Source organism: Mesorhizobium sp. M6A.T.Ce.TU.016.01.1.1 (genome assembly GCF_003997065.1).
In the GTDB taxonomy this organism is placed as follows: Bacteria; Pseudomonadota; Alphaproteobacteria; order Rhizobiales; family Rhizobiaceae; genus Mesorhizobium; species Mesorhizobium mediterraneum.
In genome coordinates, this window is record NZ_RZTJ01000027.1 from 36,972 (window position 1) to 61,575 (window position 24,604).

25 protein-coding genes are annotated in these 24,604 nt (G+C 63.2%); 10 read left to right on the plus strand and 15 right to left on the minus strand.

Annotated features, from left to right (window positions below):
* Positions 1-18: 18 nt before the first annotated feature.
* The 6 genes from EOC94_RS29725 to mdh form a co-directional block, all read right to left on the minus strand.
* Positions 19-3,006, minus strand: coding sequence for a 2-oxoglutarate dehydrogenase E1 component (locus tag EOC94_RS29725; protein ID WP_095484893.1), 2,988 nt, complete (start codon positions 3,004-3,006; stop codon positions 19-21).
* A gap of 133 nt (positions 3,007-3,139) precedes the next feature.
* The gene (sucD, locus tag EOC94_RS29730; RefSeq protein ID WP_123148796.1) at positions 3,140-4,042 is read right to left on the minus strand and encodes a succinate--CoA ligase subunit alpha; all 903 of its coding nucleotides are present in this window, start codon (positions 4,040-4,042) and stop codon (positions 3,140-3,142) included.
* Positions 4,043-4,105: 63 nt separating this feature from the next.
* On the minus strand, positions 4,106-4,477 hold the full coding sequence (locus EOC94_RS29735) for a cupin domain-containing protein (protein WP_127295058.1): 372 nt from the start codon (positions 4,475-4,477) through the stop codon (positions 4,106-4,108).
* A 1-nt stretch (position 4,478) separates the two neighbouring features.
* Positions 4,479-4,712: a hypothetical protein gene (locus tag EOC94_RS29740; protein WP_127295060.1), complete on the minus strand. Its 234-nt coding sequence runs from the start codon at positions 4,710-4,712 to the stop codon at positions 4,479-4,481.
* A gap of 55 nt (positions 4,713-4,767) precedes the next feature.
* The gene (gene sucC / locus EOC94_RS29745) at positions 4,768-5,961 is read right to left on the minus strand and encodes an ADP-forming succinate--CoA ligase subunit beta (RefSeq protein WP_127295062.1); all 1,194 of its coding nucleotides are present in this window, start codon (positions 5,959-5,961) and stop codon (positions 4,768-4,770) included.
* Between the two features lie 31 nt (positions 5,962-5,992).
* A complete protein-coding gene (mdh, locus tag EOC94_RS29750; RefSeq protein WP_095484889.1) occupies positions 5,993-6,961 on the minus strand; it encodes a malate dehydrogenase in 969 nt (322 codons plus the stop codon).
* Positions 6,962-7,199: 238 nt separating this feature from the next.
* Between mdh and EOC94_RS29755 the strand changes: the two genes are divergently transcribed.
* Positions 7,200-7,628 carry a GNAT family N-acetyltransferase gene (locus EOC94_RS29755; protein ID WP_127295064.1) on the plus strand — a complete coding sequence of 143 codons (429 nt, stop codon included), beginning with the start codon at positions 7,200-7,202 and terminating at the stop codon, positions 7,626-7,628.
* Here the strand turns inward: EOC94_RS29755 and zapE are convergent.
* Both zapE and EOC94_RS29765 read right to left on the minus strand, forming a co-directional pair.
* Positions 7,625-8,827: a cell division protein ZapE gene (zapE, locus tag EOC94_RS29760; RefSeq protein WP_127206021.1), complete on the minus strand. Its 1,203-nt coding sequence runs from the start codon at positions 8,825-8,827 to the stop codon at positions 7,625-7,627. The genes EOC94_RS29755 and zapE overlap by 4 nt on opposite strands.
* Before the next feature lie 183 nt (positions 8,828-9,010).
* Positions 9,011-9,562 carry an AprI/Inh family metalloprotease inhibitor gene (locus EOC94_RS29765; protein ID WP_127295066.1) on the minus strand — a complete coding sequence of 184 codons (552 nt, stop codon included), beginning with the start codon at positions 9,560-9,562 and terminating at the stop codon, positions 9,011-9,013.
* Between the two features lie 266 nt (positions 9,563-9,828).
* Between EOC94_RS29765 and EOC94_RS29770 the strand changes: the two genes are divergently transcribed.
* The 7 genes from EOC94_RS29770 to EOC94_RS29800 all read left to right on the plus strand — a co-directional run bounded on the left by EOC94_RS29770 (position 9,829) and on the right by EOC94_RS29800 (position 16,522).
* Positions 9,829-10,869, plus strand: coding sequence for an MBL fold metallo-hydrolase (locus tag EOC94_RS29770; RefSeq protein ID WP_185928354.1), 1,041 nt, complete (start codon positions 9,829-9,831; stop codon positions 10,867-10,869).
* Between the two features lie 119 nt (positions 10,870-10,988).
* A complete protein-coding gene (locus EOC94_RS29775) occupies positions 10,989-11,144 on the plus strand; it encodes a DUF1328 domain-containing protein (protein ID WP_127295070.1) in 156 nt (51 codons plus the stop codon).
* A 122-nt stretch (positions 11,145-11,266) separates the two neighbouring features.
* Positions 11,267-12,151 (plus strand): diaminopimelate epimerase, encoded by an 885-nt coding sequence (gene dapF, locus EOC94_RS29780; protein ID WP_127295072.1) that lies wholly within the window; start codon positions 11,267-11,269, stop codon positions 12,149-12,151.
* Entirely contained in the window at positions 12,151-13,452 is a 1,302-nt protein-coding gene (mtaB, locus tag EOC94_RS29785) for a tRNA (N(6)-L-threonylcarbamoyladenosine(37)-C(2))-methylthiotransferase MtaB (protein WP_127295074.1), read from the plus strand. Before dapF ends, mtaB begins: the two co-directional genes overlap by 1 nt.
* 11 nt (positions 13,453-13,463) lie before the next feature.
* A complete protein-coding gene (gene ftsY / locus EOC94_RS29790; protein WP_127295076.1) occupies positions 13,464-15,149 on the plus strand; it encodes a signal recognition particle-docking protein FtsY in 1,686 nt (561 codons plus the stop codon).
* A 61-nt stretch (positions 15,150-15,210) separates the two neighbouring features.
* The gene (locus EOC94_RS29795; protein ID WP_095484881.1) at positions 15,211-15,885 is read left to right on the plus strand and encodes a septation protein A; all 675 of its coding nucleotides are present in this window, start codon (positions 15,211-15,213) and stop codon (positions 15,883-15,885) included.
* A 16-nt stretch (positions 15,886-15,901) separates the two neighbouring features.
* Positions 15,902-16,522, plus strand: coding sequence for a pyridoxamine 5'-phosphate oxidase family protein (locus EOC94_RS29800; RefSeq protein ID WP_127295078.1), 621 nt, complete (start codon positions 15,902-15,904; stop codon positions 16,520-16,522).
* 95 nt (positions 16,523-16,617) lie between these two features.
* Here EOC94_RS29800 and EOC94_RS29805 read toward each other — a convergent pair whose 3' ends face one another.
* Together EOC94_RS29805 and EOC94_RS29810 are read right to left on the minus strand one after the other, a co-directional pair.
* Positions 16,618-16,827, minus strand: a complete 210-nt coding sequence (locus EOC94_RS29805) for a tautomerase family protein (RefSeq protein ID WP_127295080.1) — start codon at positions 16,825-16,827, stop codon at positions 16,618-16,620.
* Between the two features lie 34 nt (positions 16,828-16,861).
* Positions 16,862-17,782, minus strand: a complete 921-nt coding sequence (locus tag EOC94_RS29810) for an SMP-30/gluconolactonase/LRE family protein (RefSeq protein WP_127295094.1) — start codon at positions 17,780-17,782, stop codon at positions 16,862-16,864.
* A 290-nt stretch (positions 17,783-18,072) separates the two neighbouring features.
* On the opposite strand from EOC94_RS29810, the gene EOC94_RS29815 reads away from it, so the two are divergent.
* Positions 18,073-18,240, plus strand: a complete 168-nt coding sequence (locus EOC94_RS29815) for a hypothetical protein (protein WP_095485113.1) — start codon at positions 18,073-18,075, stop codon at positions 18,238-18,240.
* 94 nt (positions 18,241-18,334) lie between these two features.
* Here EOC94_RS29815 and EOC94_RS29820 read toward each other — a convergent pair whose 3' ends face one another.
* The 5 genes from EOC94_RS29820 to ccmA form a co-directional block, all read right to left on the minus strand.
* A complete protein-coding gene (locus EOC94_RS29820; RefSeq protein ID WP_127295082.1) occupies positions 18,335-19,378 on the minus strand; it encodes a DUF2332 family protein in 1,044 nt (347 codons plus the stop codon).
* A gap of 15 nt (positions 19,379-19,393) precedes the next feature.
* Entirely contained in the window at positions 19,394-19,972 is a 579-nt protein-coding gene (locus tag EOC94_RS29825; protein WP_127295084.1) for a DsbE family thiol:disulfide interchange protein, read from the minus strand.
* Positions 19,969-20,136, minus strand: a complete 168-nt coding sequence (gene ccmD, locus EOC94_RS29830; RefSeq protein WP_127295086.1) for a heme exporter protein CcmD — start codon at positions 20,134-20,136, stop codon at positions 19,969-19,971. The genes EOC94_RS29825 and ccmD overlap by 4 nt, the downstream gene beginning before the upstream one ends.
* A 149-nt stretch (positions 20,137-20,285) precedes the next feature.
* Positions 20,286-20,936: a heme exporter protein CcmB gene (gene ccmB, locus EOC94_RS29835; RefSeq protein ID WP_127295088.1), complete on the minus strand. Its 651-nt coding sequence runs from the start codon at positions 20,934-20,936 to the stop codon at positions 20,286-20,288.
* 30 nt (positions 20,937-20,966) lie between these two features.
* On the minus strand, positions 20,967-21,575 hold the full coding sequence (ccmA, locus tag EOC94_RS29840; RefSeq protein WP_127295090.1) for a heme ABC exporter ATP-binding protein CcmA: 609 nt from the start codon (positions 21,573-21,575) through the stop codon (positions 20,967-20,969).
* A 284-nt stretch (positions 21,576-21,859) separates the two neighbouring features.
* Here ccmA and acnA point away from each other — a divergent pair, with 284 nt between their 5' ends.
* On the plus strand, positions 21,860-24,550 hold the full coding sequence (acnA, locus tag EOC94_RS29845; RefSeq protein WP_127295092.1) for an aconitate hydratase AcnA: 2,691 nt from the start codon (positions 21,860-21,862) through the stop codon (positions 24,548-24,550).
* The last annotated feature ends 54 nt before the right edge of the window (positions 24,551-24,604 follow it).

Sequence of the window (24,604 nt, forward strand, 5' to 3'; positions counted from 1 at the left end):
TTTTCTGTCGGTTCTGTTCTATTCGCCGAGCGCGTCTTCGAGCAAGGCGGCAAGCTGGGCGAGATGCTTCGACATCAATCCGGTCGCCGGCGACGCGGCTGCCGGCCGACCGGTATAGCGCACCCGCTGATGCTTGGCGTCGATATGCGCCAGCACCCATTCCAGATAGGGATCGATGAACGACCAGGCGCCCATGTTCTTGGGCTCCTCCTGGCACCACACCATCTCGGCGTTGCGGAAGCGTGACAGTTCGGTGATCAGCGCCTTGGCCGGGAACGGATAGAGCTGTTCGACGCGCAGCAGGTAGATGTCGTTGATGCCGCGCTTCTCGCGCTCCTCGTAGAGGTCGTAATAAACCTTGCCCGAGCACAGCACGACGCGGCGGATCTTCGAATCCTTGGTGAGCTTGATCGCCTGGCCGGGGAGCTGCTGGGCATCGTCCCACAACAGCCGGTGGAACGCGCTTTCGCCCGACATCTCCGGCAGCGTCGACACCGCCCGCTTGTGGCGCAGCAGCGACTTCGGCGTCATCAGGATCAGCGGCTTGCGGAAATCCCGCTTCAACTGCCGGCGCAGGATGTGGAAGTAGTTGGCCGGCGTCGTGCAGTAAGCCACTTGCATGTTGTCTTCGGCGCAAAGCTGCAGGAAGCGCTCGAGCCTGGCCGACGAATGTTCCGGCCCCTGGCCTTCATAGCCATGCGGCAGCAGGCAGACGAGGCCCGACATTCTGAGCCACTTGCGCTCGCCCGACGAGATGAACTGGTCGAACACCACCTGGGCGCCGTTGGCGAAATCGCCGAACTGTGCTTCCCAAAGCGTCAGCGCCTTCGGCTCGGCCAGACTGTAGCCATATTCGAAGCCGAGCACGGCCTCTTCCGACAGCATCGAGTTGATGACCTCGAAGCCGGCCTGCGCCGCCGACAGATTGTTGAGCGGAATGTAGCGTGTCTCGTCGCGCTGGTCGTAGAGCACGGAGTGGCGTTGCGAAAACGTGCCACGCTCCGAATCCTGTCCCGACAGCCGGACCGGATTGCCGTCGAGCAGAATGGCGCCGAAGGCCAGCGCCTCGGCCGTCGACCAGTCGATGCCTTCGCCCGACTCGATCGCCTGGCGGCGGTTCTCGAGAAACCGCATGATCGTCTTGTGGGCCGCGAAATCCTTCGGCACCTCGGTCAGCTTCTTGCCGATCTCCTTCAGCGTCTTGACCGGCACGGCGGTCTTGCCGCGCCGCTGTTCGTCCTGGTTGTCGGCCGTGCGCAGGCCAGACCAGGCGCCATCCAGCCAGTCGGCCTTGTTGGGCTTGTAATGCTGGCCGACCTCGAATTCCTGCTCGAGATGTGCCCGCCAGTCGGCCTTGAGCTTGTCGAATTCGGCCTGGGTAAGGTGGCCTTCGGCGATCAGCCGGTCGGCATAGATCTGCACCGTCGTCTTGTGGCTGCGGATGCTGCTGTACATGATCGGCTGGGTGAAGGCCGGCTCGTCGCCTTCATTGTGGCCGAAGCGGCGATAGCAGAACATGTCGACCACGACAGGCTTGTGGAACTTCATGCGGAATTCGATCGCCACCTTGGTGGCATGGACCACGGCTTCCGGATCGTCGCCGTTGACGTGGAAGATCGGCGCCTCGATCATCTTGGCCACATCCGACGGATAGGGCGACGAGCGCGAGAAGCGCGGATTGGTGGTGAAGCCGATCTGGTTGTTGATGATGAAATGCAGCGTGCCGGCGACGCGGTGGCCGCGTAGCCCCGACAGGCCAAGGATTTCGGCAATCACGCCCTGGCCGGCAAAGGCGGCGTCGCCGTGCAGGAGCAGCGGCAGCACCTTGGCGCGCTCTTCCAGCGGCACGATCTCCTCGCGACTGCGGCCGAACAGGGAGTCCTGCTTGGCCCGCGCCTTGCCCATCACCACCGGATCGACGATTTCCAGGTGCGAAGGATTGGCGGTCAGCGACAGGTGCACCTTGTTGCCGTCGAACTCGCGGTCCGACGAAGCGCCGAGATGGTACTTCACGTCGCCCGAGCCCTCGACCTCGTCGGGTGCGGCCGAGCCGCCCTTGAATTCGTGGAAGATGGCGCGGTGCGGCTTTGCCATCACCTGGGAGAGCACGTTCAGCCGGCCGCGATGCGCCATGCCGAGCACGATCTCCTTCATGCCGAGCTGGCCGCCGCGCTTGACGATCTGCTCCAGTGCCGGGATCAGCGCCTCTGCGCCGTCGAGGCCGAAGCGCTTGGTGCCCTTGTACTTGACGTCGATGAATTGCTCGAAGCCTTCGGCCTCGACCAGCTTCTGCAGGATCGCCTTCTTGCCGGTGGCGGTGAAGGAAATCTCCTTGTCGGTGCCCTCGATGCGCGCCTGGATCCAGGCCTTCTCCTCGGGATCGGAAATATGCATGAACTCGACGCCGAGCGTCGAGCAATAGGTGCGGGTCAGGATGTCGAGCATCTGCCGGATGGTGCCGAATTCGAGCCCGAGCACGTTGTCGAGGAAAATCGGGCGATCGTAATCGGCTGATGTGAAGCCGTAATTTTCCGGCGACAGCTCGTTATAGTCCTCGAGCGGCTTGGCGATACCGAGCGGATCGAGATTGGCGTGCAAATGGCCCCGCATGCGGTAGGCGCGGATCATCATGATGGCGCGCACGGAATCGCGCGTCGCCTGGTGCACGTCGGCGTCGGAAAGGGCGACGCCGTTCATCACCGCCTTGTCCTGGACCTTCTTCTCGATGTGCTTTTCGACGATGCCCCAATTGCCGTCGAGCGCCGACACCAGCTCGCCATTGGCCTGCAACGGCCACGAGGGCTTAGCCCATGAGGCGCCCTTGGCATTCTTGCGGACATCGCCGGCGTCGTCCTTCAGCGCCGCGAAGAAATCCTGCCATTCGGGGTCGACCGAAGAGGGATCGTCCTCATAGGCGGCGTAGAGCGCGTCGATATAATCGGCATTGCCGCCATAGAGGAAAGAGGTAAGCGAAAATTGGTCGTTGGCCTGATCTTGTCTTGCCATTTTTTCAGCGGAGCCTGGCTCCGTCTCCTTTTGTAGGGCAGTAAGGGAGTAGGGCAGTAAGGGAGTAGGGGAATAGGGCATTTTCTTGCCGCTGGCGTTCCCTACTCCCCCATTCCCTTACTCCCCTACTCCCTTAACCTTTAATTGCCTCGACCAGCGTCGTGCCGAGCCGGGCCGGCGAGGGCGAAACTTTTATCCCAGCTGACTCCATCGCTGCAATCTTGTCCTCGGCACCGCCCTTGCCGCCGGAGATGACAGCGCCCGCATGGCCCATGGTGCGGCCGGCCGGCGCCGTGCGCCCGGCGATGAAACCGGCCATCGGCTTCTTGCGGCCACGCTTGGCTTCGTCCTTGAGGAACTGCGCGGCGTCTTCCTCGGCCGAGCCGCCGATCTCGCCGATCATGATGATCGATTGGGTCTCGTCGTCGGCGAGGAACATCTCCAGCACGTCGATGAACTCCGTGCCTTTGACGGGGTCGCCACCGATGCCGACAGCGGTGGTCTGGCCGAGGCCGACATTGGTGGTCTGGAACACTGCCTCGTAGGTAAGCGTTCCCGAGCGGGAAACAACGCCGACCGAGCCCTTGCGGAAGATGTTGCCGGGCATGATGCCGATCTTGCATTCGTTGGGGGTCAGCACGCCCGGACAGTTGGGGCCGATGAGCCGCGATGTCGAGCGGTCGAGCCGCGCCTTGACCTTGATCATGTCGATCACCGGGATGCCCTCGGTGATGCAGATGATCAGCGGGATCTCGGCTTCGATCGCTTCCAGGATCGCCTCCGCGGCGCCCGCCGGCGGCACATAGACGACGGACGCATTGGCGCCGGTCGTTGCCTTGCCTTCAGCGACGGTGGAAAAGATCGGCAGGCTCTCGCCCTTGGCGCCGGTCCACGTTTCGCCGCCCTTTTTGGGGTGGATGCCGCCAACCATCTTTGTCCCGTGATAGGCCAGCGCCTGCTCCGTATGGAACGTGCCGGTCTTGCCGGTCAGGCCCTGCACGAGCACCTTGGTGTTCTTGTCGACGAGAATGGACATGGTGGTCCTTTTACAAACCGTTGATCGAGGAAGGCTGCGTGGTCATCGTCAGAGATGCCATGGTCAGAGCCGCTTGAGATCGGCGACGGTGAGGTCGCTCTTGGCGTTGCCGGTGTTGAGTGTCGTCGCCGGCTCGAACATCAGCACTACCGGCTCCTCGCTCAGCGAGCGCGGCCGGTGCTCGACGGACCGCGGCACGACGATGAACTCGCCGCTGCCAAGCTCCACCGTGCCGTCGCGGAAATCGATGGCGATGCGGCCGCGCAGCACCAGGAACGCCTCGTCCTCATTGTCATGCGCGTGCCAGTCGAAGACATCGCCGAACTTGGCGATCTTGACCTGGGCGTCGTTGACGTCGCCGGCGATATGCGGATCAAAGACCTTTTTGATCTTCGCATCCGCCGCCTCGACCAGGTTTATCTTGTGCGGAAGCATCCTATGACCTCCGCCCTTGAAGTTCTGGCTTCAGTTCGCGCAGCACGGCTACAATTTCTCGATTTGTCTCGCAGAGCTCACGAATAGCGGCCGCGTTGTCGTGGCCGGCGAGTTCCCGGGCCCGCACATATTGTTTAAGTGTAACGAGGCCCCAGATCCAGATCACCAGAAAAGCTGCCAGCGGCAACCAGGCGATGATGTATCCAAGCAAGCTCTGCGTGACGTCCTGTTCCACACGTATTCTCCAGCTCAGTCCACGCCGAAAGCCATGATCGTCTGTCTGCGCCGCACTATCCCTTAACCGCCGCCACGATTTTCTTCGCAGCGTCATCAAGATCATCGGCCGAGACGACGTTGAGGCCACTGTCGTTGATGATCTTCTTGCCGAGCTCGGCATTGGTGCCTTCGAGCCGCACCACCAGCGGCACTTGCAGGCCGACCTCCTTGACCGCCGCGATGACGCCCTCGGCGATGATGTCGCACTTCATGATGCCGCCAAAAATGTTGATCAGGATGCCTTTGACCGCCGGATCCTTGGTGATGATCTTGAACGCCGCCGTCACCTTCTCCTTCGACGCGCCGCCGCCGACATCGAGAAAGTTGGCGGGTTCGGCGCCATAGAGCTTGATGATGTCCATCGTCGCCATGGCGAGGCCGGCACCGTTGACCATGCAGCCGATATTGCCGTCGAGCGCGACATAGGCGAGGTCGTATTTCGACGCCTCGATCTCCTTCTCGTCCTCTTCGGTGATGTCGCGCAGCTCCATCACGTCGGGATGGCGAAACAGCGCGTTGTTGTCGAACGACACTTTTGCGTCGAGCACGCGCAGCCGGCCGTTCTTCATGACGATCAGCGGGTTGACCTCGAGCAGGCTCATGTCCTTCTCCAGGAAGGCCTTGTAGAGTATCGGGAACAGCGTCTCGCCGTCCTTGGCGGCGTCGCCGTCAAGCTTCAGCGCGCCGTTGAGTTCTTTCAAATCATCCGCCGTCACGCCCTTTTCCGGGTCGATGGCGACGGTGATGATCTTTTCCGGCGTGTCATGGGCGACCGCCTCGATGTCCATGCCGCCTTCGGTCGAAACGACGAAAGCGATGCGGCCGACCGAGCGGTCGACCAGCAACGACAGATAAAGCTCGCGCTCGATATCGGCGCCGTCCTCGATATAGAGGCGGTTAACCTGCTTGCCCGCCGGGCCGGTCTGTTTGGTGACCAGCGTGTGGCCGAGCATCTCGTTGGCATTGGCAACGACGTCGGCCACCGACTTCGCCAGCCTGACGCCGCCCTTGGCGTCGGGGCCGAGCTCCTTGAACTTGCCCTTGCCGCGACCGCCGGCATGGATCTGGCTCTTCACCACATAGAGCGGGCCGGGCAACGCCTTGGCGGCGGCTTCCGCCTCGCTTGCCTCGAACACCGGCACGCCTTCGGCCACCGGTGCGCCAAAGCCCTTCAGCAGCGCCTTGCCCTGATATTCATGGATGTTCATGCGCGTTGTCTCCGGTTCACTTGGCGGCAGGTCACTTGGCGGCGAGATGCGGAGCGATCTTGACGCAGGCCTCGCACAGGCCCTGCACCGCCGCCACCGAACTGTCGAACATCTTCTGCTCGGGCTTGCTGAGCTCGATCTCGATGATGCGCTCGACGCCGCCGGCGCCTATCACCACCGGCACACCGACATAGGTGTTCTTGACACCATACTGGCCGGAGAGATGCGCAGCACAGGGCAGCACGCGCTTCTTGTCCTTGAGATAGGCTTCGGCCATGGCGATCGCCGAGGCGGCCGGTGCGTAGAAGGCCGAGCCGGTCTTAAGCAGGCCGACGATCTCGGCGCCGCCGTCGCGGGTGCGCTGCACGATCTGGTCGAGCTTTTCCTTCGAGGTCCAGCCCATCTTGATGAGGTCGGGCAGCGGGATGCCGGCGACCGTCGAATAGCGGATCATCGGCACCATGGAATCGCCATGGCCGCCGAGCACGAAGGCGGTGACATCCTCGACCGACACCTTGAATTCCTCGGCCAGGAAATAGCGGAAGCGCGAGCTGTCCAGCACGCCGGCCATGCCGACGACATGGCTCTTCGGCAGTCCGGAAAACTTCTGCAGCGCCCAGACCATCGCGTCGAGCGGGTTGGTGATGCAGATGACGAAGGCTTTCGGCGCGTATTTCTTGAGACCCGCGCCAACCTGCTCCATGACCTTCAGGTTGATGCCGAGAAGGTCGTCGCGGCTCATGCCGGGCTTGCGCGGCACGCCGGCGGTGACGATGCAGACGTCGGCGCCCTCGATGCCGGCGTAATCGTTGACACCGGTCAGCCTGGAGTCGAACCCATCGACCGGCGATGACTGCGCGATATCCAGCCCCTTGCCTTGCGGGATGCCCTCGGCGATATCAAACAGCACAACATCGCCGAGATCCTTGAGGCCGATCATGTGGGCGAGCGTGCCGCCGATCATGCCCGAGCCGATGAGCGCTATCTTGTTGCGTGCCATGTCAGGATGTTTTCCCTTTAGACTGTGACGGCGCCCAAATCCTTAACGAATTGGATGACGGCGTCGAGGAAGGAGGCCGGAATGCTGCGAGGAAGCCGCGGGATTTCGCCGCACCCAATAGCCCCGGCGCAAAATAAATTCAAACGATTATTTCGGAGTGAATAATTTCAATCGGTTAGAAACAATGGGAGTTACGTAAGCGTCAAAAAATGTAAGCCGACTTTGGGATCTCTACACAATGAAGATGGAAATAAGAAGGCTGTTTCCCGGCGATGACGCCCTTGTGATGCGGGTCGCCGAGGACGTGTTCGACGAGCCGGTGAGGCCTGATCGCCTTGCCGCCTACCTCGCCTCACCAGGACATTTCATGATCGTGGCGCTCGCCGACGGCGTGGTCGTCGGCCAGTGCGCTGCCGTCATCCACCACCATCCGGACAAGGTGAGCGAACTCTACATCGACGAAGTCGGCGTGGCGCCGGCCTTCCAGCGCCAGGGCACAGCGACAAGAATGCTCGACGCCATGTTTGCGCTCGGCCGCGAGCATGGCTGCGAGGAGGCCTGGGTCGGCACCGAGCCGGACAATGTTGCCGCTCGCGCACTGTATGAGGCGCGAAGGGAGCCGCACGGCGAGGCGGAAGGCTTTGTCATGTATGTTTATCGACTCTAGGCCTGAGCCTGCTGCGCTTCAGGCGGCGCCATCCGCGCACTCTGCCGTTTCGCCCAGTCTTCCAGCCATTCGTGGCTCTGCATCTCGATCAGCCGCGACGCCGTGCGCTCGAATTCGAAGACCTCGATGCCGCGCTTCGCCGCATAAAGTTCAGCCGGCGCCGCCGCCGCGCTGACAACCAGCCGCACATGATGATCGTAGAGCGTGTCGATCAGCAGGATGAAGCGCTTGGCCTCGTTGCGGCTGCCTTCGCCGAGCACCGGCACATGATCGATGAAGATGGTCGAGAAGCGGCTGGCAATCGCCAGGAAATCGCGGGCGCCGTGCGGTTTCTCGCAGAGATCGGCAAAAGAAAACCGCGCCGCATCGCCGGCAGCACGCGGCACCACGATCTGCCTGCCCTTTACCGTCAGCGCCGCCGCCTCCGTCGGCCTGCCATGCGTCATCACCTCCCAGGCCTCGTCGAGGACAGCATCGGCGGCGGCATCGGCGGGGGTGACATAGACCGGCAGGCGGCTGAGCTTGTCCAGCCGATAATCCTTGTCGGCGTCTAGCGCCAGCACCTGCGCATTCCGCTCCAGGGTGCCGATGAAGGGTAGGAAAAGCTTGCGGTTCAAACCGTCGCGGTAGAGATCCTCCGGCGCGACATTGGACGTGGCGACCAGCACGACGCCGTTGGCAAACAGCGCCGAGAACAGTCGGGACAGGATCATCGCATCGGCGATGTCGGTGACGGAAAACTCGTCGAAGCACAGCACCCAGGCTTCCTCGGCCAGCGAGCGGGCCACCGGCGCGATTGGGTCGTCTTCCCTGACGGTGCCATTCTTGCGCTCCAGCCGATGCTTCTGGATGCGGTCCTGCACATCGGCCATGAAGTCGTTGAAGTGCACACGGCGCTTGCGCCTGACCGGCACCAGCTCGAAGAACATGTCCATCAGCATGGTCTTGCCGCGGCCGACGCCGCCATGGATGTAGAGGCCCTTGACGGCCTCGCGCGTCTCGCGCTTGCGCGCGAACAGCCAGCCCAGCGCGCTCGACTTGTGCGCCAGCCGCTTTGCCGAAATCTCGTCGATCAGCCGGTCGAGTGCCGCGACGATCCGCTCCTGTGCCGGATCGCGGTCGATCAGGCCCGTATCGACCAAATGGTCGTAGCGCTGCCGGACGGTCGCATGGGTCTGAAGGCCGTCACGCAGATGCATCGGTCACGTCGTTCTGAAGTATGATCCCGAAAAGTTGCAGACTTTTCGGACAAGATCATACGCAAAAAAAGACTTAGAGCAGGATGACCGACTCAATTTGAATCCATCCTGCTCTAGAGCAATCCCAGGAAAAGTGTGTAGCGGTTTTCCCTAGGAATTGCGTAAAAACAAATAGGAGGCGGGTCAGCCTCTTGTAAGCGAGATCGGCAGGCCGTTGGAAGTCTGGCCGTCGAATTTCTCTCCGCCCGAGGAATAGAGCCGTGCCAGCGTGCCGCCATTCTCATCATACAGCGTCAGCTGCTTGCCGGCGACGTTCCAGGATTTGATGCCGTCGATCGGCGCCGGGCAATGCAGCGGTCCGGCCCGGTAGCCGGCGCCGAATTTGGTCTGCGGCGTTGCCACCTGGCAGCTCTGGCCGGACACGCTGGCCTTCCACACGCCGGCGACGCTGCCTGCGGTAAGATCCGGGGCTCCGGCCGGTGCCGTTCCGTCCGGCGGCAACGAGGCGACCTGGGGGTTTAGCGTGCCTTGCGGCGCCGTCGGAAATTTCGACGGGTCGGCCGTGCCGGGCGACGCCGGCGGCGGCAGCTGATTTGCCGTCACCTTGCCGGAGGGCGCGGCTTGCAGCGGCGCCGGCTGCTCCTGGTCCATCGACGAGAACCGTGACGTTGAACAGCCGCTCGCAACGAGCGCGGCAAGCGATAGGGCCAGCAGACCGGTTTTCGAAAAATCCATTTCAAACCTCCGTCGATCCGGCTGGGGCTGCCGTCCGCACAATGTCTTCCCCCCACCAAGATGGAGAAGGTGGCAGAATTTCAACCCGATATGGTTAAAATACCATTTGCGGCAGCATCTGTTGCAATTTTACCACAAAATGCATGCCGCCTAAAAGCCTGTCCTTGGAGGTCTGACCCGACGGTGCGCAGCGGTTTGCCTGGACAGGCGTGCCCTTGGCATTCGGCCCCAGATGCTTGCGCAAGCCGGCTTTGGTCCTATCTCTGATGAAACCGAACCCTGCCGGAGGCGAAACCTTGGCTGCAAGAAAAAGAGCCGCCAATCGCTACTACAGCGGCCCGCCCAGCGATCATTTCGACGGCACCTTGTTCTTCAATCCCAACGGCAAGCTGCCTGCGCGTTTTTCCGATCTTTTGAAGTGGCAGCTGGGCGGCGAGCGCTCGAAATGGCCAGCGGCGAATCCGAGCCCGTTTCATCAGGCCACGCCGGCCGAGCGGATCGAAGGCCCCGGGCTGAGGCTGACCATGGTCGGCCATTCCACGCTGCTTATCCAGACAGCCGGCCTGAATATCCTCACCGACCCGGTCTGGTCGCGGCGCGTCTCGCCGCTCTCCTTTGCCGGGCCGAAACGGGTCAACCTGCCGGGCATCGCCTTTTCCAACCTGCCGCCGATCGACCTCGTATTGGTCAGCCACAACCACTACGACCATCTCGATCTCGCCACGCTGAAGCGGCTGAAGGCAAAGCACGACCCGCTGGTGCTGACGCCGCTCGGCAACGACGCCATCATCGAAGACGGCGTTCCGGGCATGCGGCTCTCCGCGCATGACTGGGGCGAGCGGGTCGACATCGGCGAGGATGTCACCGTCCATGTCGAGCCGGTGCACCACTGGTCGGCGCGCGGCACCCGCGACCGGCGCATGGCACTGTGGGCGGGTTTTGTGGTCGAGACGCCGGGCGGAAAGATCTATTTCGCCGGCGACACCGGTTTCCACGAGGGCATCAACTATCGGCTGATGGCCGAAAGGCATAGCGGCTTCCGCCTCGCCATCCTGCCGATCGGCGCCTACGAGCCGCGCTGGTTCATGGCGCCACACCATCAGAACCCCGAGGAGGCGGTGCAAGGCCTGCTTCTTTGCAATGCCGCCTATGCTGCCGGCTGCCATTGGGGCACGTTCCGGCTCACCAACGAGCCGATCGACGAGCCGGCCAGAAAACTTGGCGAGGCCCTGGATGACCAGAGCGTCCCACGCGAACGCTTTCGCGCCTTGCGTCCCGGCGAGGTCTGGGACGTGCCCGCGGCCTAGGCAGGCGACCGGCTTCGCGGTGCAGGGAATTTCCAGGCAAATCCAAGGAATTGGAACCCAAGCCATCGCAGACGCGTTTGTAGTGGTTTCCACAACCGTCGGCTGCGAGGTTTTTTCTCATGATCAAATGGATCATCATTCTTCTGATCATCGCGGCCGCGGCAAGCCTGCTCGGCATGCCGGCATTGGCCGGAGCTGCCGCCACCGGTGCACTCATCGGCATCGTGCTGATCATCTTCCTGCTGGTCATGCTCGGCGTCTTCGCGGTGACGTAGCGCATCGGCCCGAAAATCGATTTTTGGAAAGCACGATGCGCGGATTCAAAATGTCCGCGCACTGGTAATTTCGGCCGGTATCCGCCATATAGGCGCCAAACCGGCATGAGACCTTTCGATCCATGGCAAGCACTGCCCCCTTCGCCAAGATGAACGGCATCGGCAACGAGATCATCGTTGCCGACATGCGCGGTCGCGTCGATCGGGTGACGCCGGCTGCCGCCCTTGCGCTCAACGCCGATGCCGCGACGAAATTCGATCAGATCATGGCGATCCACGATGCCAGGACGCCGGGCACCGCCTTTTTCATCGACATATTGAATTCCGACGGAACCGGCGCGCAGGCCTGCGGCAACGGCATGCGCTGTGTGGTGCAAGCGCTTGCTGCCGAGACCGGCCAGAAAACATTCGCCTTCGAGACTGTCGCCGGCATCCTCAACGCCGAGGAACATGCCGACGGGCTGATCTCGGTCGACATGGGCAGACCGCGTTTCGGTTGGCAGGATATTCCGCTGGCCGAGGAATTCCGCGACACCCGCATGATCGAGCTGCAGATCGGCCCGATCGACGCGCCTGTGCTTCACTCGCCCTCGGTCGTGTCGATGGGCAATCCGCACGCCATTTTCTGGGTCGACCGCGACGTCTGGTCCTACGAGCTCGACCGCTTCGGTCCGCTGCTCGAAAACCACCCGATCTTCCCCGAACGCGCCAACATCACAATCGCGCAGGTGACCTCGCCCGAGACGATGGTCATCCGCACCTGGGAGCGCGGCGCCGGCCTGACCAAGGCCTGCGGCACGGCGGCTTGTGCCGCCGTCGTCGCTGCCGCCCGCACCAAGCGGACCGGACGCAGCGTCTCCTTGGTGACGCCCGGCGGCGGCTCCTTGCATGTCGAATGGCGCGGCGACGACCACGTCGTCCTCACCGGTGCCGCCGAATGGGAATTTTCCGGCAGCTTCGACCCGTCGACCGGCGTGTGGGCCCGCGACACCGAAAGCGCCGCCTGATGCCCGCTCTTCCCAAGAAGGGCATTGACGTCGTTACCTTCGGCTGCCGGCTGAACACCTACGAATCCGAGGTGATGCGGCGCGAGGCGGAAAGCGCCGGCCTTGGCGCGCTGGCAGGCGGCGCCATCATCTTCAACACCTGCGCCGTCACCGGCGAGGCGGTGCGCCAGGCAAAGCAGTCGATCCGCAAGGCCCGCCGCGAGAACCCGGCCGCCCGCATCATCGTCACCGGCTGCGCCGCGCAGACCGAGCCGCAGAATTTCGTCGCCATGGACGAGGTCGATCTCGTCCTCGGCAATGCGGAGAAGCTGAAGGCGAATTCCTATCGCGCGCTGCCGGATTTCGGCGTCAACGATACCGAGAAGGCTCGCGTCAACGATATCTTTTCGGTACGCGAGACGGCCGCCCATATGGTCGACGCCATCGAAGGCCGGGCGCGAGCCTTCGTCCAGGTGCAGAACGGCTGCGACCACCGCTGCACCTTCTGCATCATCCCCTATGGCCGCGGCAATTCGCGCTCGGTGCCGATGGGCGCCGTAGTCGAGCAGGTCAAGCGGCTGAGCGGCAATGGCTATGCCGAGATCGTGCTGACCGGCGTCGACATGACCAGCTTCGGCGCCGACCTGCCGGGCAGCCCGAAACTCGGCAAATTGGTCAAGACAATCCTCAAGCAGGTGCCTGACGTGAAACGCCTGCGCCTCTCCTCGATCGATTCGATCGAGGCCGACGACGATCTGCTCGACGCGATCGCCACCGAGCCCCGACTGATGCCGCATCTGCATCTGTCGCTGCAGGCGGGCGACGACATGATCCTGAAACGGATGAAGCGCCGACACAACCGGGATCAGTCGATCCGTTTTTGCGAGGATTTGCGCAAATTGCGCCCCGGCATCGTCTTCGGCGCCGACATCATCGCCGGCTTCCCGACCGAGACGGACGCGATGTTCGAAAAATCACTGGAGATCGTCGAGGAATGCGGGCTGACGCATCTCCACGTTTTTCCATTTTCACCGCGCGAAGGCACCCCCGCGGCGCGCATGCCGCAGCTTCGCCGCGAGGTGGTCAAGCAGCGTGCTGCACGGCTGCGCGCCGCCGGTGGCGCCGCCTATGTCAGTCACCTCGCCGCACTCGCCGGAACGCGCCAGTCGATCCTGGTCGAGCGCGACGGGCTCGGCCGCACCGAAGGGTTTACGCTCGCCGCGGTCTCCGCCGGCGCGCCGGGCGAAATCGTCGACGCTGATATCGCCGGCCATGATGGTATCAGACTGATCGCGGCGCCGCTTGCCGCCAGCGTCGCCTGAGACGCAAAGACATGGCTGGTTTTTTCAAGAAGATATTTTCGTTCGGCAAGAAGGAAGTGGTCGAGGAGCGGATCGACGAGTCGGCACCTCTGCCGCCGATCAAATGGGATGCGCTGGAGGCGCTGAAACCGGCTTCTGAGCAGGCCGTTCCGGAATTTTTGAAACGGGAAGAGCCTCAGCCCGAAACAGAAGCTGCGCCTCCGCCGCCAGTCGAGGCGGAAGCACCGCCCGCGCCGCAACCGGCGCCTGTCGAAGAGCCGACGCCCGAACCTGCACCAACCATTCCGCCCGAGCCAGAGATCCAGCCGGAACTCGCTCCGTTCGAGGAGCCGGAGCCGGAGGCGCCTGCCGAACGGCCGGCGCCCGAGCCTGAAATGCAGCCGGAGCCTGCTCCGGTCGAGGAGTTGCAGCCGCCGAAACCGGAGCCGGAAACGCCTGCCGAACAGGCAGCGCCCGAGGAAATCCCGGCCGCTGCCGTCATCCCTGAGCCAGTTCCTGCACCAGAGCCGCAGGAAATTCCTGAGCCCGAGCCGCCGCAGCCGCCAGAAATCGCCCCGTCCGAGCCGGAACAACGGCCTGAGGCGCCGCCGGCCGAAATCCCGCCCCCCATTCGCCAGCCGGCGCCGGTCGAGGCAAAGCCAAACCTTGCTGAGATCGCACCGGAGCCGGAGGCCGTTCCGCAACCACCGCCGGAGCCAAAGCCAGCCCCCGGCAAGGTGACCGTAACCAAGAAGGTCGAGCAGAAAGCCCAGCCACAGAAGGCGCCGGAACCGGCACCGAAACGCTCGTGGTTCCAGCGTATGAAGGAGGGGCTTGCCCGCTCTTCCCGGGAACTGTCCGGCAACATCGCCGGCGTCTTCACCAAGCGCAAGCTGGACGAGGACACGCTGCAGGATCTCGAGGACGTGCTGATCCGCGCCGATCTCGGCATGGAGACGGCATTGCGCATCACCGATTCGCTGGCCGCCAGCCGCTACGGCAAGGACGTCTCCGAGACGGAAGTCCGCGCCATCATGGCGACGGAGGTGGAGAAGGTGCTGACCCACGTCGCCATGCCGCTGGAGCTTGATCTCAGTCACAAGCCGCATGTCATCCTTGTCGTCGGCGTCAACGGCACCGGCAAGACCACAACCATCGGCAAGCTGGCGGCAAAGCTGACCGATGGCGGCCTGTCGGTGATGCTCGCAGCCGGCGACACGTTCCGCGCCGCCGCGATTGAGCAGTTGAAGATCTGGGGCGAGCGCACCAAATCGCCGGTCATCGCCTCGAAGCTTGGCGCCGACGCCGCCGGCCTCGCTTACGACGCCTTCGAACAGGCCAAGCAAGCCGGCTCCGACGTGCTGATCATCGACACCGCCGGGCGGTTGCAGAACAAGACCGAGCTGATGGCGGAACTGGAAAAGATAGTTCGGGTGCTGGGCAAGCTCGATCCGGAGGCGCCGCACACCGTGCTGCAGACGGTCGACGCCACCACCGGCCAGAACGCGCTCAACCAGGTCGAGATCTTCCGCAATGTCGCCGGCGTCAATGGCCTGGTGATGACCAAGCTGGACGGCACGGCACGCGGCGGTATTCTGGTGGCGATCGCGGCAAAGCACAAATTGCCGGTTTATTTCATCGGCGTCGGCGAACAGGTCGACGACCTCGAACCTTTCTCCGCAAGCGAGTTCGCCAGGGCGATCGCTGGAGTGGCCTAACAAGCATGATCCCAAAAAGTTGCAGACTTTTTGGACAGGATCGTGCGTAAGAAGGAAGCCTATGAACCCGCCCATCCTCGAACGCGACCCGTCCGACCCGCAGAAACAGAAGAAGGAAGGCGTCAATCCGCTGCTCAAGCTGGTGCTGGAGCTCGGCCCGCTGATGGTGTTCTTCTTTGCCAACGCGCGTGGCGCATGGCTGACGCAGAAATTTCCGGCGCTGGCCGAATTCGGCGGGCCGATCTTCGTCGCTACCGGCCTGTTCATGGCGGCGACCGCGATCGCGCTGATCGCCTCCTGGCTGCTCACCCGCACCTTGCCGATCATGCCGATGGTGTCGGGCGTCGTGGTGTTCGTCTTCGGCGCGCTGACGCTCTATCTGCAGGACGACATCTTCATCAAGATGAAGCCGACCATCGTCAACATGCTGTTCGGCGGCGTGCTGCTCGGCGGCCTGTTCTTCGGCAAATCGCTGCTCGGCTACGTCTTCGATTCGGCCTTCAGCCTCGATGCCGAAGGCTGGAAGAAACTCACCTTCCGCTGGGGCCTGTTTTTCCTGTTCCTGGCCCTTGTCAATGAAGTGGTCTGGCGGAATTTTTCCACCGACGCATGGGTTACCTTCAAGGTTTGGGGCATCATGCCGATCACGCTTCTTTTCACCTTCAGCCAAATGCCGCTGATCATGCGCCATTCGCTTGAAGGCAAGCCCGGAAAAGAAGAGAAGGCAGGCAAGTAACAGTTGGGGAGAGGGCATGGAATTCGTCACCACGCGCGAAGAGCTGAGAACGATCTACAAGACGCCTCGGCCGACCGACGGCTCTATCCGCAAGGAATTGAAGGCGCTGGATGGTCACAGCCGTTCTTTCATCGGCAAAAGCCCCTTCGTGCTGATCGGCTCCTCCGACGGCGCCGGCAATGCCGATGTGACGCCGAAGGGCGACAAGCCCGGCTTTGCCGTCGTGCTCGACGAGAGGACCATCGCCATCCCCGACCGGCCCGGCAACAACCGTCTCGACACGCTTGAGAACATTCTTATCAACCCCTCGGTCGGGCTGCTCTTTCTCATTCCAGGCATGAACGAGACGCTGCGCGTCAACGGCGATGCTCGCATCACCGTCGATGCGGGCTTGCGCGAGCGGCTCGCGGTCGACGGCAAGGAACCGCAAAGCGTCGTCCTGGTGACGGTCAAGGCCGCCTACATGCACTGCGCCAAGGCTTTCATGCGCTCCGATTTGTGGAAGCCCGAAACCTGGCACGACCGCGCGACGCTGCCGACGCTCGGCCAGATCCTGCGCGACCAGTTGGCGCTCGCCGATTCGGCCGAGGCGACCGACCGCTGGCTGGATGACGAATACAAACACACCATGTGGTAGAATGTTTCGGACATGATCCGTCCGAAACACCTCGCGGCCTTCGACGCCTGCTGACCGGCCGCGCTGCAACCATCAAAGGTCGCGGCGAAATTCCTTCAGCGTTTGCTGGGCATCGTCTCGACATCGGTCTCGCCAACGAACCCGTCCCGCGCAGCGACCTCCTCGAAAACCACCCAGACGTCGTTGCTGGTCAGGCCGGTGGCGCCGGTGATGGCCGCCGTCACCTGGGCGGCGATTACGGCCTTCTTGCCGGCCGGGTCATCGGCAATCACCTCCTTGACCAGGCGGATGTTCACGAATGGCATGGCTCCCTCCCCTGGGATATTGCTTGGCGGCCGCTCAAAATGTCTTTGCGCCGTTGACCATCAGCCGGACCATGTAGAGTGAGGTCGTGCCGGCGATGTAGAGGCAGTTCAGCTTGTTGCCACCGAACACGCAATTGGCGACGACTTCCGGCACCTTGATCCTGCCGATCAGCGTCCCGTCCGGATCGTAGCAATGGATGCCGTCGGCGGCACTGGTCCAGATGCGCCCTTGGTCGTCGAGCCTGAAGCCATCGAACAGGCCGGCCGCGCAGTCGGCGAAGACCTTTCCGCCGGAGACCGTCTTGCCGCCCCCGTCGACATTGAACACCCGCATATGCGCCGGATTCTGCGCGCTGTGCGTGCGGCCGGTATCGACGACATAGAGCTTGCTTTCGTCGAGCGAGAAGGCAAGCCCGTTGGGCCTGACCATGTCGGTGATCACCGCATCGATCTCACCGGTGCCGGGATCGGCCCGATAGACATGGCAGGCGCCGATCTCGCTCTCGGCCTTGTCGCCCTCATAATCCGTGTCGATGCCGTAGGTTGGGTCGGTGAACCAGATCGACCCGTCGGACTTGACCACTGCATCGTTGGGCGAGTTCAGCCGCTTGCCGCGCCATTTGTCGGCGATGGTGGTGATTGAGCCATCATGCTCGGTGCGGCTGACCCGCCGGCCCGAATGCTCGCAAGTGACCAGCCGACCCTGCCGGTCGACGGTATTGCCATTGGAATTACCCGACGGCTGCCGGAACACGCTGACGCTGCCGTCGGTCTCGTCGTAACGCAGCATGCGGTTGTTGGGGATGTCGGACCACACCACATAACGGCCGGCCGCGAACCAGGCCGGCCCTTCCGCCCAACGGCATCCGGTGAACAGCTTTTCCACCTGCGCATTGCTGTTGAACAGCCGCGCAAAACGTGGGTCGAGAATCTCGTAGTCTTCGGCGGCCATGATTTTCCTCCCAGTCACGCAAATCGGCGATGCCGGCGCGATCAAGCCAGCCGGCGATCAATATGGCAAGATCGCTCATATCAGTCTCTCCGCATCTTGAGGCATCGAGGCAAGCTGCGGCAGTGCCGCCTGCCCAAATAACGGGGTTCATGCGCCGTTAACCGGCTATGCGTCCAGCGCAATGGTGCATTGCAGCATCTTCTTTTTGCAACGCACCATAACTATGTCATGCTCCATACAGATCAAGGGAGGAACAACCTGCCGCAACAATGCGGCGCAAAAGGAACCTCGCTATGATTCTCGACAGCCTCATGAGCCGCGCTCGCGCCACCATCGCCAAGCGCCGGCAATACAACCGCCTCGTCGCCGAAATCGACTCCTTTTCTAGCCGCGATCTGGCCGACATGCGCGCCGACCGCAGCGAAATGCTCTATCAGGTCCACAAGCAAATCTACGGCTGAGGCGAACGCATGATCCCGAACCGAAGGTCAGCGCAGCAAAAAGTTGCAGACTTTTCGGACGAGATCATGCGCAACCAGAACTGTTTGATCGGGCTTAGCCGATCCATTCGATCCAGCGGCCGTGGTAATCGCACTGGGCCAGACGGCGTGTCTCGCCGCCGGGCCATAGAGTGAGGCTGAGTACCGCCCAATTGTTTGTGGGATCGCGCGGCTCCATCCTCAGCTTTGCGATAGGCGCAGCGGCCGTGGCCTGTCTGCCCGCCTGCTCCAGCGCAGCGGTGATGGCATCCTTGGTCGCCCGCGGCAGGTACTGCCACATGATCGAATGGTAGAGCACGAAGGCGCCGCCCTGCTGCCTTGCGGCCAGTGCCTTCTCGACAAAATCCGCCGCGTCCGCTTTGACAAGCAGCGGTGGAAATTCTTCAGCAAGTGACAGCGCGGCGTCGAGCCGGGCCAGCCGCGCTGCCTGATCGGCCCAGATAAAAGACCGAAGCCGTAACCGCGCCGCTGCGTCGGCGACGTCCACCGGCGCGACGTCGCAGCCGGCGCGGTAGCGGACGCCGATCGCCCCATCAAGCGGAACAGCGCGGCCGCGCGTCTCCGGCGCCAACCGCACGGGGGAGGCCGGGTCGCCCCACTCGGCATCGCCGTAGCGGTAGTGAAAGCTGTCGAACAGGAGATTGAGCCCGGCGCTGGCGCCGATCTCGCACAGGTCCAGCGGCAGGCCGGTTTCCCGCGCGATCGTCAGGAATCCAGGCAGCAGCATCGCCGACCGGGCGATTTCATTGGTCTGCGGCGCGCCGGCGAGCCCGGCGGCGATCTGCCCATCGGATCGCGCAATTGCCTCCGGCAGCACCGCCGCGATCTCGGATTCGCTTGTCTGGTTGGGCGGATAGATCAGTGCCAGTCGCTCACTGGCACCCGTCAGGACCAACGCATGCAGCGCGCCACAGACCCGCAATGCGAGGGCGTCGGCGCGCGCGTCGCCCGGCCAGCCGAGCACCACCTGCCCGGTCCTGGTGTTTGCGTCGAGAACCTTGGCCAGCGCACGGCATAAATTCGCGGTGAAGGGCGAGCCAAGCCCGTCGCAGGCTTTCGCCTGAGCCAGAAAATGATCGCGAATGTCCCGTTCGACCATCGCGTTTCCGCCGTCTCAGCCCGGCGCGGCCAGCGCCTTCTCGATCTCCGGCAAAAGCAGCGTCTGCGCCGAGCCTGGCGTCAGCGGGCCGACATGCTTGTAGGCGATCTTGCCGTCCTTGCCGATGACGAAGGTTTCCGGCACGCCGTAGACGCCCCAGTCGATCGCCGCGCGCCCCGCCGCGTCGACGCCGATCGCCTGGAACGGGTTGCCGAGATCGCCGAGGAACCGGCGGGCGTTTTCCGGCTGGTCCTTGTAGTTGAGCGCGGCGATGACGAAGCGCTTGTCCTGCGACAGCGCCAGCAGCACCGGATGTTCGTCGCGGCATGGCCCGCACCAGGACGCGAAGACGTTGACCAGCGTGACCTTGCCGGCGAACTGCTTGGAATCGAGCCCCGGCAAATTCATGCCCTCCAGCGCCGGCAGATTGGTCTGCGGCGCCGGCAGGCCGATCAGCGCCGATGGCACCTCCGACGTGTCGCGACCGGACAGCAGCTGCGTCAGGAACAGTCCCGCCAACCCGAGGAAAATCAGCAGCGGCAAAAGCACGATCAGGCGCCGCCCGCGCGCCGGCGTTTCCGTTTCCATGCTCATGATTTCCCCGCCTTGTCGGAGCGCCGCCGCACGCCGGACGCTTCCAGCTCGGCGAGATCCCGCTTGCGTGCCCGTTGGTCGAGAAGGATCCAGCCGACCAGCCCGGCCAGAACCACGGCCGTGATGGCATAGGCGGCGGTCACATAGAGCGCATGCGCGCTCATATGGTTCGCTCCGCCGGCGCAAAGCCTTTCAGCCGGACCATTCCGCTTCGTTCGAACATGTCTTTCCTTAACCTTGCGCCCTCGGCTTCGCAATCGACAGCAGCGACGCAGCCCTTGACGCCATGTAATCACGAACGATGCCGGTCACATCAATCCGCCCCATGACGTAGCGCCAGCGCTGCCGCAACCGGCCCCAGCACGGCAAGAAACAAGGTCAGCGCGGCAAGAATGAGGAAAGGCTGCAGGAACGGATCGGGGTCCGCCACCGCGCCATAGCTTGCCGAGACGCCAAAGATCAGCACGGGAATGGTCAGCGGCAATACCAGCACCGAGATCAGTAGCCCGCCGCGCGGCAGCGCCACCGCCACCGCCGCGCCGGCAGCGCCGATGAAGGTGATCGCCGGCGTGCCGACCAGAAGGGTCAGCGCCGTGGCGCCGATGCCGATCGGCTCCATATTCATGAACAGGCCGAGCAAGGGTGCCGCAATCACTAGCGGCAGCACGCTTCCCGCCCAATGCGCCAGGCATTTCGTCAGCACGGTCAGCGCCAGCACGTGCTGGTCGTTGCCGAGCACCAGAAGATCGAGCGAGCCGTCTTCCCGGTCGGCCTGGAACAATCGGTCGAGACCGAGCAGGCAAGCGAGCAAGGCGCCGATCCACAGGATTGCCGGCCCGATGCGGGCGAGCAGATTGAGGTCCGGTCCGACGCCGAAGGGGATCGTGGCGATCACCGCGAGAAAGAAGATCACGCCGGTCAGCGCCCCGCCCCCGGCGCGGATACTGAGGCGGATGTCGCGCAGGACAGAGGGGGGTGGGCGGGAACGCCGACATTACCGAGTTTCCCCCATCCTCAATTCTCTCGCCCCCTCAATTCCCAGCGGCAGATGCGTCGCCGCAACAATGATCCCCCCCTCGTCCAGATGCTCCCGCATCAGCCCGCCAAATCGCTCTTCCGAAGCCTTGTCCAGCCCGGCCGTCGGCTCGTCGAGCAGCCACAGCGGCCGCCTGCTGACCAGCAGTTTTGCGATCGCCGCGCGGCGGCGTTGCCCGGTGGAGAGATAGCCGAACGGCAGATGGCCGATACCGTCAAGCCCGACCATTGCCAGCGCCTGTTCGGCGCTCAAAAAATCCGCGCCCGAAAAATCGCGCCAGAAGCGAAGATTTTCCGCCACGCTCAGCGCCGTCTTCATCGCGTTCTGGTGGCCGAGATAGTGGCAGGCTGAGCCGACCGAGGGAAAGTCCTCAGCCCCGCCTTCGATAAGCAAACGGCCTGCCGCCACCGGCAGCAGCCCGGCGACTACCCTGAGCAGCGTCGATTTCCCCGCACCGTTCGGCCCGGTGACGATAAGCGCCTGGCCTTTCTCAAGGGCAAAGTTGATGCCGGAAAAGACCGCCTCACCGCCGCGTTCGCCGCCCAGATTTTCGGCGATCAGCCGCATTCGTTCCCCTTCGCCGGAAGTCCTAGCGCGGCTTCGGTGCGCCGCAACAAAAATGGCGATTCCGTGTCTAGAACTATTCCAGGAAATTCTCTATATGCGGGTCATCCGTGCCAGCGGTCGGCACGGGAACAGAATTAGCGCCGAACCAGCGCACGCGCCGCCTTGAACGGCTCGGGTTGGCTGGGAACGGACAGCGGAAATGGCCGTACCCGCACCTTTGCGCGTGATTGCATGCCATCGGCGTCCGTTCCCTTTCAGGCTGAACAGACAAGGACGGACCGCACGTGTCAAAATCCCTCGATAGTTTCAATTGCCGCCGCACGCTGACTGCTGGTGGCGCCGAATATGTCTATTACAACCTCATCGAGGCCGAGAAGAACGGCCTCACCGGCATTGCCCAGTTGCCCTATTCGATGAAGGTGCTGCTGGAGAACCTGCTGCGCAACGAGGACGGCCGTTCCGTCACCAAGGAGAGCATCCAGGCGGTCGCCGGCTGGCTGACCGACCGGGGCACCGCCGGCGTCGAGATCGCCTATCGCCCGGCTCGCGTGCTGATGCAGGATTTCACCGGCGTTCCGGCCGTTGTCGACCTGGCTGCGATGCGCGACGCCATGGCCTCGCTTGGCGGCGACCCGCAAAGGATCAATCCGCTGGTGCCGGTCGATCTGGTCATCGACCACTCGGTCATCGTCGATGAATTCGGCACGCCGCTGGCTTTCGCCCGCAATGTCGAGCTTGAGTACGAGCGCAACGAAGAGCGCTACAAATTCCTGAAATGGGGCCAGCAGGCCTTCCGCAATTTCCGCGTCGTGCCGCCCGGCACCGGCATCTGCCACCAGGTCAATCTCGAATATCTTGGCCAGGTCGTGTGGACCAACACTGAAGATGGCGAAACCACCGCCTACCCCGATACCTGCGTCGGCACCGATTCCCACACCACCATGATCAACGGTCTTGGCGTGCTCGGCTGGGGCGTCGGCGGCATCGAGGCCGAGGCCGCCATGCTCGGCCAGCCCGTCTCCATGCTGTTGCCCGAAGTCATCGGCTTCCGCCTCACCGGCAGGCTCAGGGAAGGCGTCACCGCCACCGACCTCGTGCTTACCGTCACCCAGATGCTGCGCAAGAAGGGCGTTGTCGGCAAGTTCGTCGAATTCTTCGGTCCGGGCCTGTCCAACATGACGCTGGCCGACCGCGCCACCATCGGCAACATGGCGCCCGAATATGGCGCCACCTGCGGCTTCTTCCCGGTCGATGGCGAAACCATCCGCTACCTCACCATGTCCGGCCGCGAGGAAAACCGTATCGCGCTGGTCGAGGCGTACGCGAAGGCGCAAGGCATGTGGCGCGATACCGGCTCGGCCGACCCGGTCTTCACCGACCTGCTCGAGCTCGATCTCGGCGATGTGGTGCCGTCGATGGCCGGCCCCAAGCGTCCGGAAGGCCGCGTAGCGCTTGAAGGCATTCCGGACGGCTTTGCCAAGGCGATGGAGACCGAATACCGGAAGGCCGCCGAAATCGACAAGCGCTATGCCGTCGAAGGCACCAACTATGATCTCGGCCATGGCGATGTCGTCATCGCCGCCATCACCTCCTGCACCAACACCTCGAACCCGAGCGTGCTGATCGGCGCCGGGCTGCTGGCGCGCAACGCCAACCGGCTCGGGCTCAAGCAGAAGCCGTGGGTCAAGACATCGCTGGCGCCGGGCAGCCAGGTCGTCGCCGAATATCTGGAGAAATCCGGCCTGCAGAAGGAACTCGACCAAATCGGCTTCAATCTGGTCGGCTTCGGCTGCACCACCTGCATCGGCAATTCCGGCCCGCTGCCGACGCCGATCTCCAAGACCATCAACGATAAGGGCTTGATCGCCGCCGCGGTCTTGTCCGGCAATCGCAATTTCGAGGGCCGCGTCTCGCCCGACGTGCAGGCAAACTACCTTGCTTCGCCGCCGCTGGTCGTCGCCCACGCGCTGGCCGGGACCGTGACCAAGGACTTGACCACCGAGCCGCTCGGCGAGGACCGTGACGGCAACCCGGTCTACCTTAGGGATATCTGGCCGAGCTCGGTCGAGATCCAGGAGTTCATCGAAAAGAACGTGACGCGCGAACTGTTCGCCCGCAAATATGCCGACGTCTTCAAGGGCGACGAGTACTGGCAGAACGTCAAGGCGCCGGAAGGCCAGACCTACGCCTGGGACGACCATTCGACCTATGTGCAGAACCCGCCCTATTTCGACGGCATGACCGCGGGTTTCGGCACAATCGGCGACATCAAGGGCGCCCGCGTGCTCGGCCTGTTCGGCGACAAGATCACCACCGACCATATCTCCCCGGCCGGCTCGATCAAGGCGGCCTCTCCGGCCGGCAAATATCTCACCGACCACGGCGTCGGCGTCGCCGACTTCAACCAGTATGGCACGCGGCGCGGCAATCATGAGGTGATGATGCGCGGCACCTTCGCCAACATCCGCATCCGCAACCATATGCTGGGCGAGAACGGCCGCGAGGGCGGCTACACCATCCACTATCCGTCGAAGGAAGAGACATCGATCTACGACGCCGCCATGGAGTACAAGAAGGAAGGCGTGCCGCTGGTCATCTTCGCCGGTGTCGAATACGGCAATGGCTCGTCGCGCGACTGGGCGGCCAAGGGCACCAACCTCTTGGGCGTCCGCGCCGTCATCGCCCAGTCTTTCGAGCGCATCCACCGCTCGAACCTGGTCGGCATGGGCGTCATTCCCTTCGTCTTCGTGGAGGGTACCTCATGGGCGTCGCTCAACCTTAGGGGTGACGAGCTGGTCGAGATCGACGGACTGAGCGCCATCAAGCCGCGCCAGAAGATGATCGCGAAGATCACCTATGGCGACGGCACGGTGAAGGACGTTCCGATCATCTGCCGCATCGATACGCTGGACGAACTCGACTACTTCAAGAACGGCGGCATCCTGCAATATGTGCTGCGCGATTTGGCAGCTTAGTAGGGCAGTAAGGGAGTAAGGGAGTAAGGGAAGACAGCCCCTATTCCCCTATTC

What these genes read in the sequence shown, in the direction of transcription:
- EOC94_RS29765 (WP_127295066.1), bottom strand. Translation starts at nt 9,562, where the DNA reads ATGGATTTTTCGAAAACCGGTCTGCTGGCCCTATCGCTTGCCGCGCTC.
- dapF (WP_127295072.1), top strand. Translation starts at nt 11,267, where the DNA reads ATGGCAAGCACTGCCCCCTTCGCCAAGATGAACGGCATCGGCAACGAG.
- mtaB (WP_127295074.1), top strand. Translation starts at nt 12,151, where the DNA reads ATGCCCGCTCTTCCCAAGAAGGGCATTGACGTCGTTACCTTCGGCTGC.
- EOC94_RS29795 (WP_095484881.1), top strand. Translation starts at nt 15,211, where the DNA reads ATGAACCCGCCCATCCTCGAACGCGACCCGTCCGACCCGCAGAAACAG.
- EOC94_RS29815 (WP_095485113.1), top strand. Translation starts at nt 18,073, where the DNA reads ATGATTCTCGACAGCCTCATGAGCCGCGCTCGCGCCACCATCGCCAAG.
- EOC94_RS29735 (WP_127295058.1), bottom strand. Translation starts at nt 4,477, where the DNA reads ATGCTTCCGCACAAGATAAACCTGGTCGAGGCGGCGGATGCGAAGATC.
- EOC94_RS29820 (WP_127295082.1), bottom strand. Translation starts at nt 19,378, where the DNA reads ATGGTCGAACGGGACATTCGCGATCATTTTCTGGCTCAGGCGAAAGCC.
- ccmA (WP_127295090.1), bottom strand. Translation starts at nt 21,575, where the DNA reads ATGCGGCTGATCGCCGAAAATCTGGGCGGCGAACGCGGCGGTGAGGCG.
- EOC94_RS29770 (WP_185928354.1), top strand. Translation starts at nt 9,829, where the DNA reads ATGAAACCGAACCCTGCCGGAGGCGAAACCTTGGCTGCAAGAAAAAGA.
- EOC94_RS29800 (WP_127295078.1), top strand. Translation starts at nt 15,902, where the DNA reads ATGGAATTCGTCACCACGCGCGAAGAGCTGAGAACGATCTACAAGACG.
- zapE (WP_127206021.1), bottom strand. Translation starts at nt 8,827, where the DNA reads ATGCATCTGCGTGACGGCCTTCAGACCCATGCGACCGTCCGGCAGCGC.
- sucC (WP_127295062.1), bottom strand. Translation starts at nt 5,961, where the DNA reads ATGAACATCCATGAATATCAGGGCAAGGCGCTGCTGAAGGGCTTTGGC.
- EOC94_RS29805 (WP_127295080.1), bottom strand. Translation starts at nt 16,827, where the DNA reads ATGCCATTCGTGAACATCCGCCTGGTCAAGGAGGTGATTGCCGATGAC.
- EOC94_RS29725 (WP_095484893.1), bottom strand. Translation starts at nt 3,006, where the DNA reads ATGGCAAGACAAGATCAGGCCAACGACCAATTTTCGCTTACCTCTTTC.
- mdh (WP_095484889.1), bottom strand. Translation starts at nt 6,961, where the DNA reads ATGGCACGCAACAAGATAGCGCTCATCGGCTCGGGCATGATCGGCGGC.
- EOC94_RS29775 (WP_127295070.1), top strand. Translation starts at nt 10,989, where the DNA reads ATGATCAAATGGATCATCATTCTTCTGATCATCGCGGCCGCGGCAAGC.
- ccmD (WP_127295086.1), bottom strand. Translation starts at nt 20,136, where the DNA reads ATGAGCGCGCATGCGCTCTATGTGACCGCCGCCTATGCCATCACGGCC.
- EOC94_RS29755 (WP_127295064.1), top strand. Translation starts at nt 7,200, where the DNA reads ATGAAGATGGAAATAAGAAGGCTGTTTCCCGGCGATGACGCCCTTGTG.
- EOC94_RS29825 (WP_127295084.1), bottom strand. Translation starts at nt 19,972, where the DNA reads ATGAGCATGGAAACGGAAACGCCGGCGCGCGGGCGGCGCCTGATCGTG.
- sucD (WP_123148796.1), bottom strand. Translation starts at nt 4,042, where the DNA reads ATGTCCATTCTCGTCGACAAGAACACCAAGGTGCTCGTGCAGGGCCTG.
- ftsY (WP_127295076.1), top strand. Translation starts at nt 13,464, where the DNA reads ATGGCTGGTTTTTTCAAGAAGATATTTTCGTTCGGCAAGAAGGAAGTG.